We start from the raw sequence: 13,734 nt of genomic DNA on the forward strand, positions 1-13,734 counted from the left end.
GTCAGTCGCCCAGTGCGAACGCCACTGCTGACTGCGCATGCAACTCGGTAGTGTCGAGCAGGGTCAGGGCGCTGTGTTCGGGTTTGATCAGCAGACCGATTTCGGTGCAGCCGAGGATGATTGCCTGGGCGCCACGGGCGGTCAGGGATTCGATGACGCCTTGGTAGATTTCTCGCGATTGTTCGCTGATCACACCCACGCAGAGTTCGTCGTAGATGATCCGGTGCACCTCTTTGCGCTCGGCATCATCCGGCACCAGTACGGTCAGGCCTTGGGCAATCAGACGTTGCTTGAGAAAGTCCTGCTCCATGGTGAACGCGGTGCCGAGCAACCCGACGGTGCGCGCGTCGATTTCCAGTGCAGCCTGCGCGGCGGGTTCGGCAATGTGCAAAAACGGAATGATGATCGCCGCCTGAATCTGCTCGGCGACCTTGTGCATGGTGTTGGTACACAGCACCACGCATTCTGCGCCGCCAGCTTCGAGCCTGCGCGCGGCATCCACCAGAATCGCCGCTGCATCGTCCCAGCGCCCGGCGTGCTGGGCCTGTTCGACCGGACCGAAATCGACGCTGTACATCAGCAACTGCGCCGAGCGCAACGGGCCGAGGCGCTCGCGAACCTGTTGGTTGATCAGGCGATAGTATTCGGCGCTGGACTCCCAGCTCATGCCGCCGATAAGGCCGATGGTGCGCATTGGATTTCCTCAAGCAAATGTCAGTGTCGAGCATTCAGGGCTGCCTGAAGTTTCCTTCTGTTCGAGACTCGACGCCAGTACCGACTGACTGTACCGCCGATCTTTCCCGCAACTGTGCATCTGCAAGAACTAAACGTACGCCGCGCCGGGGATCTGCCACTATCACCCTTCGCAGGTCCTTTCCGAGGAACACCGCAATGAACGACGTACAGCAACTGGGCGAGATGCTGCGCCACTATGCCGAAAGCGAAGCGCACAAGAAGCAACTGTTCACCACGCAATCGGCTGCTTGGGCGGCTCGGATTGGCGCGCTGTTCGACCAGATCGAACAATGGCTTGAACCGGTCAAGGCGCCCAATCTGCTGGAGGTCAGTCGCGAGGCGTATGTCGCATCCGGGCCGAGCGTGCCGGTGGAAACCTCGACGTTCAAGACGGAAAAATTGAGCATTGTGATTGCCGGCAAACCGGTGGAATTTGTGCCGGATGTGATGGGCAGCGGCGGGCAGATTTCCCTGGCAGTGATGGGGCTGACGGCGGCGCGGTACGGGAGTATTTCCCTGGTTGGCCTGGCGGATGGTGCGTGGCAGTGGCGCAAGACCAATGGCTTGAAGGATCCGGATACGTTTGCCTTCGACGCCGATTTCCTTGCTCAGCAATTGCAGAGCCTGATACCTCGCGATCGCGGTTAAGATCAAAAGCTTACCCCCTCACCCCAGCCCTCTCCCCCAAGGGGGCGAGGGGGAAAGGGGGCAGACCGAGTGACGTTCAAAACTTGAGCTCGACGCGATATTTCAGGTCGACGTGAGTCCTACAAACACTTCGGTCAGTCCCCTCTCCCTCTGCGAGAGGGCTAGGGTGAGGGCAGCCCGCCGCCAGCCACAAAAACATCACGCCCAGCGCATCAAAAAGCATCTCCATCACCTGAGCCCTCAAGCAATCTGAGCATGACGCCGGGCCAGCGCCACATCCGCAGGAGGAGTGAGGCGTAGACCGGGGAAACCCTTAGGTTCGGTGCCAATCCGGCATTTTCCCTTGGGTCACTGATGGCCTTTTGGTAGAGTCGCCGTCGCCAGCGGGTTTTCGGCTGGACGATGGAACCGAAGAAGGGAGTCTGATCAGTGAGTCCGGGTAAAAAAATCCTCGGTCTCACGGCGTCGCTTTTGCTGCTGACGCTGTGGGCCAGTTACTTTTATGTATTCAAGGAAAACCGCGACGGCCAGCTTGGCGGTGTCGGCGAAAGCACCGCGTGGTGCGGCACGCCACCGACCAGTGAAGCGGCGTTGCTGGGCAAGGATCAACTGACCTTGCGCGTCACCAACAACCTGCGCGGCGAATTCATGGTTGGCGGCTCGCTGGTGGTTTCCGAACGAACCTTCAACCGCTACGACCTGGGCCGCAACGAACTGCGCCTGCGTCTGGAACCGCTGCAGTGGTCGTTCGGCGTCACGCCGATCTTCCTCGAGCAGGTCAAGGTGCAGCCGCTGAGCCGCAACCTCTCGTCGACCAATAAAAGCGCCTTCGCCGAACTTGAGCCTCGCGCAATCGGCGTGCACGCTCAGACTGCCGCGTTCCCCTTCGATACCTATCGCTACGGCTATAAACCGGTGCTGTATTACCTCAAGGGCAGCGAGCGCATCGACTTGCGCTTCAAGAACATCACCACGCTGATGGAGATGTCCAACACCTTTACGCCGATCCAGAAGTACAACCGCGCCGACTACATCAACGAGAAAAACTCGATGATCCGCGATGAGGACTACAAGCCGTACGGGGCGCATGAGTGCGCGTTCAGCGTCGAACGCAAAGGCTCGTTCAAGGTCGTGGTGCTGTTGCTTCTGCTGGTGCTGTGCCTGCCACTGATGCTGGTGTTCTACCGCGATGAACCGGGGATCGACTTTCTCGCGACGCTGGTGGGAATTGCGGTGGTGCGTACATTGCTGATCGGGCCGGTGGAAGATTTCCAGCTATACAACATCGACTTCTTGTTTGGTGCGGCGATTCTGCTGGTGGGAACGGTATCGCTGATCAAGGCGATGCGCGCCAATAGCCGGCGAGAGATGGCGTTGCGCAGTGGCGAGACATCGTCCTGGTAATACCGGTTGGCGAGGCATACGCGCCGTCGGATGTGAACTTTGCAATTGGCCATCGCATTTGCCGGGGTTTTGGCTATACCTGTATCTCCCCTATGCAAAATGTCTTGGCCTTCTCAAAGGAATTACAGCATGAAGCTAGCCGTCGTGATGGGCACGCTGTGCATTGCCACCCTTGGCGTGGTGGGTTGTTCCAGCAAAACCGTCGAGCCTGACCAGTATTCCGGCTTTCTCAAGGATTACAGCCAGCTGAAGGAGGCCAAGTCACCCTCTGGTGCCGAGGTGATGCGCTGGATGGACCCGAAACTCGACATCAATAAATTCACCAGCGTTTACGTAGAGCCAAGCCAGCTCTACCCGAAGCCGCAAGCCACCGAGAAAATCCCCCAGCAGACTCTCAATGGCATAACCAGTTATTACGATCAGGCGCTCAAGCGCGAACTCGGCAAATCGCTGCCGTTGGCCGCAGGTCCCGGGCCGGGCGTAATTGTGGTGCGTCCGGCGATTACCGCAGTCAGCAGCAAGACCGAAGGCCTGCAAGTCTATGAAGTGATCCCGATCGCACTGGTCGCCGCAGCGGTAAGTACGGCCTCTGGCATCCGCGACCAGGAAACCACGCTGGCCACCGAAGCGGTATTCATGGACGGCGCGACCAATCATGTCATCGCGCAGGTGGTGCGCAAAGGTACCGGCAAACCGCTGGAAAACTCTTCCCAGGTGATGAAAGCCGACGACATGAAAGCGGTGATCGATGGCTGGGCAAGCGATCTGCATCAGTCGTATCTGAAACTCAAATCTGAAGCCAAATGATGCAGTAAGGCTGGTTGCCTTTTCGCGAGCAGGCTCGCTCCCACACTGGACACGTATTCAGTGTGGGAGTGAGCCTGCTCGCATTTCGGTGTATCAGTTTCGAATATGCGGCCTGACACAACCCTTTCGCTAGCAGGCTCACCCCCACAGGGAAGCTGCGGTGGGTTGTATACAATGTCACCGTTCAGCACCCAACAATTTCAAACAGGGCATAGGTCGTCAGCCGATTTCGTGGTTAACTTCCGCCTCTTGCATGCTTTCCAATCAAAAAACAGAAGGACTCAAGTCATGGCTCAAGTCACCCTCAAAGGCAATCCGGTTCAAGTCAACGGCCAGTTGCCACAAGCCGGTTCCAAGGCGCCAGCCTTTTCCCTGGTAGCCGGCAATCTGTCCGACGTCACCCTGCAAGACTTCGCCGGCAAGCGCAAAGTCCTGAACATCTTCCCAAGCGTCGACACCCCGACCTGCGCCACCTCCGTGCGCAAATTCAACGCCCAGGCCAACGACATCAGCAACACCGTGGTGCTGTGCATCTCCGCTGACCTGCCGTTCGCCCAGGCGCGCTTCTGCGGCGCCGAAGGTCTGGAAAACGTACAGAACCTGTCGACCCTGCGCGGCAGCGAGTTCATCGAAAACTATGGCGTGGCCATTGCTGACGGCCCGCTGAAAGGCCTGACCGCTCGCGCCGTTGTGGTGCTGGACGAAAACGACACCGTTCTGCACAGCGAACTGGTCAAGGAAATCGCCGAAGAGCCTAACTACGAAGCGGCACTGTCCGTTCTCAAGTAAGACTTTTACAATTGTTAACGGCCTGGCCCTGTCCAGGCCGTTTTCATTTGTGTATCAGGGTTTTGCCTCACACCTTGAAACGTAAGTGGAAGGTAAATTGCCGGTAAAGCTGCTTTGCTTAAATCGACTCAGTGCTTATCGTTCAGCCTCCCGTAATAGAAGCCCACGCGCCCAATGGTCAATAACTCCATGCAATCGTCCCCCCGCAAATCCCGTCGCTGGCTGATCAGCCTGCTCGTCCTGTTGGTCATCGCTGTCCTGTGCTGGAAATTCTGGCCCGCCGGCTCTGCTGACAAGGCGGGAGGCGACAAAGCGGCCGCTGGGCATACCGGGCGCTCGGGAATGATGCGGCCTGGCTTCGGCGGCGGTACCGGGCCGATTCCGGTGCGTGTGGCGCCGGCGGTGAAGGGCGACTTCCCGCTGTATTACAAGGCACTGGGCACGGTTACCGCGCTCAATACCATCAACGTGCGCAGCCGCGTGGGCGGCGAACTGGTAAAGATTCATTTCGAAGAAGGCCAGATGGTCAAGGCGGGCGACCTGTTGGCCGAGATCGATCCGCGTCCTTACCAGAACGCTTTGCTCCAGGCCGAAGGCACGTTGCTGCAGAATCAGGCGCAACTGAAAAACGCCCAGGTCGACGTCGAGCGTTACCGCGGCCTGTATAAAGAAGACAGCATCGCCAAACAGACCCTCGACACCGCCGAAGCGCTGGTTGGCCAGTACCTGGGCACGGTCAAGACCAATCAGGCGGCGGTCAACGACGCCAAGCTCAATCTCGAATTCACCAAGATCCGCGCACCGATTGCCGGTCGCGTCGGTCTGCGTCAGGTCGACGTCGGCAACCTCGTCGCCGCTAATGACACGACGTTCCTCGCAGTGATCACCCAGACGCAACCGATCAGCGTGGCCTTCACCTTGCCGGAGAACAGCCTCGACACCGTGCTCGCCCGTTACCGCAGTGGCGCCAAGTTGCCTGCCGAAGCGTGGGATCGCGGCGACACCAAGCTGCAAGCCACTGGCGTGCTGCAAAGCTTGGACAACCAGATCGACGTTGCCACCGGCACCCTGAAATTCAAGGCCCGTTACGATAACCGCGACCAGTCGCTGTTCCCCAATCAGTTCGTCAACGTTCATTTGCTGGCCGACACGCTCAAAGGTGTAGTGCTGGCACCGTCGGCAGCGATTCAGTTCGGCACCAATGGCACCTTTGTCTATGCGCTGGACGGCGACAAGAAAGTCACCATTCGCCAACTGAAAATCGGTGCCAGCGACGGTGACAACACCGTGGTCACCGAAGGCCTCGCCGCGGGTGATCGCGTGGTGCTCGAAGGCACCGATCGCCTGAAGGAGGGCAGCGAAGTCGAAGTGGTCAATGACAGCAGCGAAGTGCCGACCTCGCCGACCGAACACCTGCAAGGCAAATCTGCCGCCAATCCCGATGCGACCACAGCCGATAAGGCCAAGAAGGGCGCATGAACATTTCGCGGCTGTTCATCCTCCGTCCGGTAGCCACCACCCTGAGCATGCTGGCCATTGTTCTGGCCGGCCTGATCGCTTATCGCCTGCTGCCGGTTTCGGCCTTGCCGCAGGTCGATTATCCGACCATCCGCGTCATGACCCTGTACCCCGGCGCCAGTCCGGACGTGATGACCAGCGCCGTCACCGCGCCGCTTGAACGCCAGTTCGGGCAGATGCCGGGCCTCACACAAATGGCTTCGACCAGCTCCGGCGGCGCTTCGGTGCTGACCCTGCGTTTCAGCCTCGACATCAACATGGACGTCGCCGAACAGCAGGTGCAAGCCGCGATCAACGCCGCGACCAACCTGCTGCCCACCGACCTGCCGGCACCGCCGGTGTACAACAAGGTCAACCCGGCGGACACCCCGGTGCTGACCCTGGCCATCACTTCGAAAACCATGCTGCTGCCCAAGCTCAATGACTTGGTCGATACGCGCATGGCGCAGAAAATCGCCCAGATCAGCGGCGTCGGCATGGTCAGCATTGCCGGTGGCCAGCGCCAGGCCGTGCGGATCAAGGTCAACCCCGAAGCGCTGGCGGCCAACAGCCTCAACCTGTCGGACGTGCGCACGCTGATCGGCGCCTCCAACGTCAACCAGCCGAAAGGCAACTTCGATGGCCCGACCCGGGTGTCGATGCTCGATGCCAACGACCAACTGACCTCGCCCGAGGACTACGCCAATCTGATCCTGACCTACAAGAACGGCGCGCCGTTGCGGCTCAAGGACGTCGCGGAAATCGTCGATGGCGCCGAGAACGAGCGTCTGGCCGCGTGGGCCAACCAGAATCAGGCGGTGTTGCTGAACATCCAGCGACAGCCCGGCGCCAACGTTATCGAAGTGGTCGACCGCATCAAGGCCTTGCTGCCAAGCATCACCGACAACCTGCCGGCCGGCCTCGACGTCACGGTGCTGACGGATCGCACCCAGACCATCCGTGCCTCGGTCACCGACGTGCAACACGAACTGCTGATCGCTATCGCGCTGGTGGTCATGGTCACGTTCCTGTTTCTGCGCCGCGCCAGTGCGACGATCATTCCCTCGGTCGCCGTGCCGCTGTCGCTGATCGGCACCTTCGGCGTGATGTACCTCGCCGGTTTCTCGGTGAACAACCTGACGTTGATGGCACTGACCATTGCCACCGGTTTCGTCGTCGACGACGCCATCGTCATGCTCGAGAACATTTCGCGCTTCATCGAAGAGGGTGACAACCCGATGCAGGCCGCGCTCAAGGGCGCGAAACAGATCGGCTTCACCCTGATTTCCCTGACCCTGTCGCTGATCGCCGTCCTGATTCCGCTGCTGTTCATGGCCGACGTGGTGGGGCGCCTGTTCCGCGAATTCGCCATCACCCTGGCGGTGGCGATCCTGATTTCCCTGGTGGTGTCGCTGACCCTGACGCCGATGATGTGCGCCCGCCTGCTCAAGCGTGAACCGCAGGAACACGAGCAAGGCCGTTTCTACCGCGCCAGCGGTGCGTTCATCGACTGGATGATCAAGGAATACGGGCGGATGCTGCGCTGGGTGCTCAAGCATCAGCCGCTGACCTTGCTGGTCGCCATCGGCACACTGGCGTTGACCGTGTTCCTCTACGTGATCGTGCCGAAGGGTTTCTTTCCGGTGCAGGACACCGGGGTCATTCAGGGCATTTCCGAAGCGCCGCAGTCGATCTCCTTCGCGGCGATGGGCGAGCGGCAGCAGCAACTGGCCAAGATCATCCTCGAAGATCCGGCGGTGCAGAGCCTGTCGTCCTACATTGGTGTCGACGGCGACAACGCCACGCTCAACAGCGGCCGCTTGCTGATCAACCTCAAGCCCCATGGCGAGCGCGATCTGACGGCCAGTGAAGTGATTTCCCGCCTGCAACCGCAACTGGACAAACTGGTCGGCATTCGTCTGTTCATGCAGCCGGTGCAGGATCTGACCATCGAGGACCGGGTCAGCCGCACCCAGTACCAGTTCAGCATGTCCTCGCCGGACTCCGAATTGCTCAGCCAGTGGAGTGGCCGTCTGGTCGAAGCCCTGGCCCAGCGTCCGGAGTTGACCGACGTTGCCAGTGATCTGCAGGACAAAGGCTTGCAGGTCTATCTGGTGATCGACCGCGACGCCGCATCGCGCCTTGGCGTGTCGGTGGCGAATATCACCGATGCGCTGTACGACGCCTTCGGCCAGCGGCAGATTTCGACCATTTACACCCAGGCCAGCCAGTATCGCGTGGTGCTGCAAGCCCAGGCCGGGGAGAAGATCGGCCCGCAGGCGCTGGATCAGATTCACGTCAAGACCACCGACGGAGCGCAGGTGCGCCTGTCGAGTCTGGCGCATGTCGAAGAACGTCAGGCGCAATTGGCGATCACCCATATCGGCCAGTTCCCGGCGGTGATGATGTCGTTCAACCTCGCGCCGGGCGTGGCGTTGGGGCATGCCGTGGACATCATCGAGCAGGTGCAGCAGGACATCGGCATGCCGGTCGGCGTGCAGACTCAGTTCCAGGGCGCGGCGCAGGCGTTCCAGGCTTCGCTGTCGAGCACCTTGCTGCTGATTCTGGCGGCGGTGGTGACCATGTACATCGTCCTCGGCGTGCTCTACGAGAGCTACATCCACCCGATCACCATTCTTTCGACCTTGCCGTCCGCCGCAGTCGGTGCCTTGCTGGCGTTGCTGCTCAGTGGCAACGACCTGGGCATGATCGCGATCATCGGCATCATTCTGTTGATCGGTATCGTCAAGAAGAACGCGATCATGATGATCGACTTCGCCCTCGACGCCGAACGCACCCAGGGCATGGCCCCGGCAGAGGCGATCTATCAAGCGGCGCTGCTGCGCTTCCGGCCGATTCTGATGACCACGCTGGCGGCGTTGTTCGGCGCAGTGCCGCTGATGCTGGCCACTGGGTCTGGTGCTGAATTGCGACAGCCGTTGGGTCTGGTGATGGTCGGCGGCTTGTTGGTGAGCCAGGTGTTGACGCTGTTCACCACGCCGGTGATTTACCTGTACTTCGACCGCCTCGGAAGGCGCTTTGGCAAATCCAAAGCCGAAGGTGAAGAGGTCGCGGTATGACTGTCGGAATATATCTCCCCTGTGGGAGCGAGCCTGCTCGCGAAAGCGGGAGGTCAGTCACTGCCAAAGTTGAAGGTAAGGGCGCATTCGCGAGCAGGCTCGCTCCCACAGAGGTATGCGGGGAGAACAAGAGTCGATGAACCTCTCCGGCCCTTTCATCAAACGCCCCGTGGCAACCATGCTGCTATCCCTGGCAATCATGTTGCTCGGTGGGGTCAGCTTCGGTCTGTTGCCGGTATCGCCATTGCCGCAGATGGATTTCCCGGTGATCGTGGTTCAGGCCAGTCTGCCGGGCGCCAGTCCCGAGGTGATGGCTTCGACGGTGGCGACGCCGCTGGAGCGGTCGTTCGGTGCGATTGCCGGCGTCAATACCATGAGCAGCCGTTCCAGTCAGGGTTCGACGCGGGTGATTCTGCAGTTTGACCTCGACCGCGACATCAACGGCGCGGCGCGGGAAGTGCAGGCGGCGATCAACGCCTCGCGCAATCTGCTGCCGAGCGGGATGCGCAGCATGCCGACCTATAAAAAGGTCAATCCGTCGCAGGCGCCGATCATGGTGCTGTCGCTGACTTCGGATGTGCTGGAGAAAGGCCAGCTCTACGACCTGGCTTCGACCATCCTCTCGCAAAGCCTGTCGCAGGTGCAGGGCGTTGGTGAAGTACAGATCGGTGGCAGTTCGCTGCCGGCGGTGCGCATCGAGCTCGAACCGCAGGCGCTGAACCAGTACGGCGTGGCCCTCGACGATGTGCGCAAGACCATTGCCGACGCTAACGTACGCCGGCCCAAGGGTTCGGTCGAGGACGGCGAGCGCTTGTGGCAAATCCAGGCCAACGACCAGTTGGAGAAAGCCAAGGATTATGAGTCGCTGATCATTCACTACGCTGACGGCGCCGCCTTGCGTCTCAAGGACGTGGCGAAAGTCAGCGATGGCGTCGAAGACCGTTACAACAGCGGTTTCTTCAACGACGACGCGGCGGTATTGCTGGTGATCAACCGTCAGGCCGGCGCCAACATCATCGAGACGGTCAACGAGATCAAAGCGCAGTTGCCCGCGCTGCAAGCGGTGCTGCCGGCCAGCGTCAAACTCAATCTGGCCATGGATCGCTCGCCAGTGATCAAGGCGACGCTGCATGAAGCCGAGATGACCTTGCTGATCGCCGTCGCCCTGGTGGTGCTGGTGGTGTACCTGTTTCTGGGTAACTTCCGCGCCTCGCTGATCCCGACCCTGGCGGTGCCGGTGTCGCTGGTCGGTACCTTTGCGGTGATGTACCTGTACGGGTTCTCGCTGAACAACCTGTCGCTGATGGCGCTGATTCTCGCCACCGGACTGGTGGTGGACGACGCCATCGTGGTGTTGGAGAACATTTCCCGGCATATCGACGAAGGCGTCAAGCCGATGCAGGCCGCGTACCTCGGCGCCAAGGAAGTCGGTTTTACCCTGCTGTCGATGAACGTCTCGCTGGTGGCGGTGTTCCTGTCGATCCTGTTCATGGGCGGGCTGGTCGAAAGCCTGTTTCGCGAGTTTTCCATCACCCTGGCGGCGGCAATCGTGGTGTCGCTGGTGGTGTCCCTGACGCTGACACCAATGCTCTGCGCGCGCTGGCTCAAGCCGCACACGCCGGGCCAGGAAAACCGCCTGCAACGCTGGAGCCACAAGACCAACGACTGGATGGTCGGCAAATACGCCACCAGCCTCGACTGGGTATTGCGTCATCGGCGTCTGACCTTGTTCAGTCTGCTGCTCACCGTTGGCGTCAACATTGCGCTGTATGTGGTAGTGCCGAAAACCTTCCTGCCGCAGCAGGACACCGGCCAGTTGATCGGTTTCGTGCGTGGCGACGACGGTCTGTCCTTCAACGTCATGCAGCCGAAAATGGAAACCTTCCGCCGCGCCGTGCTCAAGGATGAAGCGGTGGAAAGCGTGGCCGGGTTCATCGGCGGCAACAACGGCACCAACAACGCGTTCATGATCGTGCGCCTGAAACCGATCAAGGAGCGCCAGCTGTCGGCACAGAAAGTCATCGAGCGTCTGCGCAAGGAAATGCCCAAGGTGCCCGGGGCGCAGTTGATGCTGATGGCCGACCAGGACCTGCAATTTGGCGGCGGCCGCGAGCAGACCAGTTCGCAATACACCTACATCCTGCAAAGCGGCGACCTCGCCGAGCTGCGCAAGTGGTTCCCGAAAGTGGTCACCGCGTTGCGCGCCTTGCCCGAGCTGACCGCCATCGATGCCCGCGAAGGTGCCGGGGCGCAGCAGGTGACACTGATTGTCGACCGGGATCAGGCCAAGCGCCTGGGGGTCGACATGAACATGGTCACCGCCGTGCTCAACAACGCTTACAGCCAGCGGCAGATTTCGACGATCTACGACAGCCTCAATCAGTATCAGGTGGTGATGGAGGTCAATCCGAAATACGCCCAGGATCCGGTGACGCTCAAGCAGGTCGAGGTGATAACCGCTGACGGTGCGCGGGTGCCGCTGTCGACGTTCGCCCATTACGAAAACAGCCTCGAAAACGACCGGGTCAGCCATGAGGGCCAGTTCGCGTCCGAAAGCATTTCCTTTGACATGGCCGAAGGCGTGACCGTAGAGCAGGGCAGTGCCGCCATCGAACGAGCGATCGCCAAGGTCGGCTTGCCGGAGGATGTGATTGCGAAAATGGCCGGCACTGCGGACGCCTTCGCCGCGACGCAGAAGAGCCAGCCGTTCATGATCCTCGGTGCGTTGCTGGCGGTGTATCTGGTGCTCGGTGTGCTGTATGAAAGCTACATTCACCCGCTGACCATTCTCTCGACTTTGCCCTCGGCCGGGGTTGGCGCGTTGCTGTCGATCTATGCATTGGGGGGCGAGTTCAGCCTGATTTCCCTGCTGGGGATATTCCTGCTGATCGGCGTGGTGAAAAAGAACGCCATTCTGATGATCGATCTGGCGCTGCAATTGGAGCGTCATCAGGGCCTGTCGCCGCTGGAGTCGATCCGCAGCGCCTGTCTGCAACGCTTGCGGCCGATCCTGATGACCACGCTGGCGGCGATCCTCGGCGCCTTGCCGTTGCTGCTCGGCCGCGCCGAGGGTGCGGAAATGCGCCAGCCGCTGGGCCTGACCATCATTGGCGGCCTGGTGTTCAGCCAGGTCCTGACCCTTTACACCACCCCGGTGGTTTACCTTTATCTCGACAAGCTGCGCCATCGCTTCAACAAATGGCGTGGCGTGCGTACTGATGCCGCTCTGGAAACTCCGCTATGACTGACCGTTCGCTTATCCAATTGGCCACCGTCCGCGGCTCGCGCCTATTGAGCCTGTCGCTGTGCGTGGCGCTGCTCAGCGCTTGCGCAGTCGGCCCGGACTACCAGCGCCCGCAAACTGCCGAAATCGCTCAGTTCAAGGAAGCCGAAGGCTGGCGTCAGGCCAATCCCAGCGACTCGCTGGCCCGGGGCGCCTGGTGGGAGTTGTACGGCGATCGGCAGCTCAACGCCTTGGTGGAAAAACTCAACAGCTCCAACCAGACCGTCGCCCAGTCCGAAGCGCAGTTTCGTCAGGCGCAGGCTTTGGTGCGCAGTGCACGCGGGGCGTTTTACCCCAGTGTCGACCTGAGTCTGGGCAAGAACCGCTCGAGTCAGGGCACCGGCAGCAGCAGTTCGAGCCTGAGCAGTTCCTCAAGCGGTATTCGTGATACCTACACCGCGCAACTGGGCGTCAGTTGGGAAGCCGATGTCTGGGGCAAGCTGCGCCGTGGGCTGGAGGCGGATGAGGCCAACGCCCAGGCGAGTTTTGCCGATCTGGCGGCGATGCGTCTGAGTCAGCAGTCGGAGCTGGTGCAGAACTACCTGCAACTGCGCGTCATCGATCAGCAGAAGCGTTTGCTTGAAGCCACGGTTGCCGCTTACGAGCGATCACTGAAGATGACGCAGAACCAGTACCGCGCCGGGGTTTCCGGGCGCGATGCGGTGGCGCAGGCGCAAACCCAGTTGAAAAGCACCCAGGCCGATCTGGTCGACCTGATCTGGCAGCGCGCACAGTTTGAAAACGCCATTGCCGTGCTCACTGGCGAAGCCCCGGCCAACTTCAGCATTGCCGAAAGCCAGAACATCCCGAATCTGCCGCAAGTGCCGTTGAGCCTGCCTTCGCAATTGCTCGAACGCCGTCCTGACATCGCTTCGGCAGAGCGCTCTGTGATCGCCGCCAACGCCAATGTCGGCGTGGCGAAAGCCGCGTATTACCCGGACCTGACCCTGAGCCTGAGCGGCGGCTACAGCAGCAGTACCTCGAAAAACCTGATCAGCCTGCCGAACCGTTTCTGGTCGGTCGGCCCGCAGCTTTCTCTGCCGCTGTTCGACGGCGGCATTCGTTCGGCCGAGGTTGACCGCAGCGAGGCGGCCTATGACGAAACCGTCGCGCGCTACCGCCAGACCGTGCTCGACGGTTTCCGCGAAGTGGAAAACTACCTGGTCCAGCTCAAGGTGTATGAGGACGAAGCGGCAGTGCGCCAGGAAGCGCTGGATGCTGCCCGCGATTCTCTGCGCCTGACGGAAAACCAGTACAAGGCCGGGCTGATTGCCTATATCGACGTGGTCGTGGTGCAAGCCACGGCGCTGAGCAACGAACGCAGTGTGCTGAATATTCTGCAGAACCGACTGATCGCCAGCGTGCAACTGATCGCCGCGCTGGGCGGCGGCTGGGACGGCCAACTCGACGTCAGCGACAACCGCTGAACCTGTGGGAGCGAGCCTGCTCGCGAAAGCGGTGGGTCAGGCAACTACGATGGTGGCTGTGCCG

At 60.7% G+C, this 13,734-nt stretch carries 9 protein-coding genes; 8 read left to right on the plus strand and 1 reads right to left on the minus strand.

The annotated features are described in order from the left end of the window. Position 1 precedes the first annotated feature (1 nt). Positions 2-694 (minus strand): aspartate/glutamate racemase family protein, encoded by a 693-nt coding sequence (locus tag AB4N41_RS21435; protein WP_252878120.1) that lies wholly within the window; start codon positions 692-694, stop codon positions 2-4. Positions 695-891: 197 nt separating this feature from the next. Between AB4N41_RS21435 and AB4N41_RS21440 the strand changes: the two genes are divergently transcribed. From AB4N41_RS21440 to AB4N41_RS21475, 8 genes are all read left to right on the plus strand, one after another. Beyond that, positions 892-1,383 carry a hypothetical protein gene (locus AB4N41_RS21440; RefSeq protein ID WP_252878121.1) on the plus strand — a complete coding sequence of 164 codons (492 nt, stop codon included), beginning with the start codon at positions 892-894 and terminating at the stop codon, positions 1,381-1,383. A gap of 429 nt (positions 1,384-1,812) precedes the next feature. Next, positions 1,813-2,787: a hypothetical protein gene (locus AB4N41_RS21445; protein ID WP_130911429.1), complete on the plus strand. Its 975-nt coding sequence runs from the start codon at positions 1,813-1,815 to the stop codon at positions 2,785-2,787. A 129-nt stretch (positions 2,788-2,916) separates the two neighbouring features. Next, on the plus strand, positions 2,917-3,594 hold the full coding sequence (locus AB4N41_RS21450; RefSeq protein ID WP_071172345.1) for a DUF3313 domain-containing protein: 678 nt from the start codon (positions 2,917-2,919) through the stop codon (positions 3,592-3,594). 288 nt (positions 3,595-3,882) lie between these two features. Then, positions 3,883-4,383 carry a thiol peroxidase gene (tpx, locus tag AB4N41_RS21455; RefSeq protein WP_076563099.1) on the plus strand — a complete coding sequence of 167 codons (501 nt, stop codon included), beginning with the start codon at positions 3,883-3,885 and terminating at the stop codon, positions 4,381-4,383. 174 nt (positions 4,384-4,557) lie between these two features. Beyond that, positions 4,558-5,862: an MdtA/MuxA family multidrug efflux RND transporter periplasmic adaptor subunit gene (locus AB4N41_RS21460; protein WP_041481001.1), complete on the plus strand. Its 1,305-nt coding sequence runs from the start codon at positions 4,558-4,560 to the stop codon at positions 5,860-5,862. Next, complete coding sequence (locus tag AB4N41_RS21465; protein WP_252878122.1) at positions 5,859-8,960, plus strand: MdtB/MuxB family multidrug efflux RND transporter permease subunit; 3,102 nt, start codon at positions 5,859-5,861, stop codon at positions 8,958-8,960. The genes AB4N41_RS21460 and AB4N41_RS21465 overlap by 4 nt, the downstream gene beginning before the upstream one ends. Before the next feature lie 136 nt (positions 8,961-9,096). Next, entirely contained in the window at positions 9,097-12,204 is a 3,108-nt protein-coding gene (locus AB4N41_RS21470; protein ID WP_071172349.1) for an efflux RND transporter permease subunit, read from the plus strand. Then, positions 12,201-13,670 (plus strand): efflux transporter outer membrane subunit, encoded by a 1,470-nt coding sequence (locus AB4N41_RS21475; RefSeq protein WP_150635394.1) that lies wholly within the window; start codon positions 12,201-12,203, stop codon positions 13,668-13,670. Before AB4N41_RS21470 ends, AB4N41_RS21475 begins: the two co-directional genes overlap by 4 nt. Positions 13,671-13,734 lie beyond the last annotated feature (64 nt).

The sequence above is a fragment of the Pseudomonas sp. S2_A10 genome (genome assembly GCF_054668465.1).

What these genes read in the sequence shown, in the direction of transcription:
- AB4N41_RS21435 (WP_252878120.1), bottom strand. Translation starts at nt 694, where the DNA reads ATGCGCACCATCGGCCTTATCGGCGGCATGAGCTGGGAGTCCAGCGCC.
- AB4N41_RS21440 (WP_252878121.1), top strand. Translation starts at nt 892, where the DNA reads ATGAACGACGTACAGCAACTGGGCGAGATGCTGCGCCACTATGCCGAA.
- AB4N41_RS21450 (WP_071172345.1), top strand. Translation starts at nt 2,917, where the DNA reads ATGAAGCTAGCCGTCGTGATGGGCACGCTGTGCATTGCCACCCTTGGC.
- tpx (WP_076563099.1), top strand. Translation starts at nt 3,883, where the DNA reads ATGGCTCAAGTCACCCTCAAAGGCAATCCGGTTCAAGTCAACGGCCAG.
- AB4N41_RS21460 (WP_041481001.1), top strand. Translation starts at nt 4,558, where the DNA reads ATGGTCAATAACTCCATGCAATCGTCCCCCCGCAAATCCCGTCGCTGG.
- AB4N41_RS21465 (WP_252878122.1), top strand. Translation starts at nt 5,859, where the DNA reads ATGAACATTTCGCGGCTGTTCATCCTCCGTCCGGTAGCCACCACCCTG.
- AB4N41_RS21470 (WP_071172349.1), top strand. Translation starts at nt 9,097, where the DNA reads ATGAACCTCTCCGGCCCTTTCATCAAACGCCCCGTGGCAACCATGCTG.
- AB4N41_RS21475 (WP_150635394.1), top strand. Translation starts at nt 12,201, where the DNA reads ATGACTGACCGTTCGCTTATCCAATTGGCCACCGTCCGCGGCTCGCGC.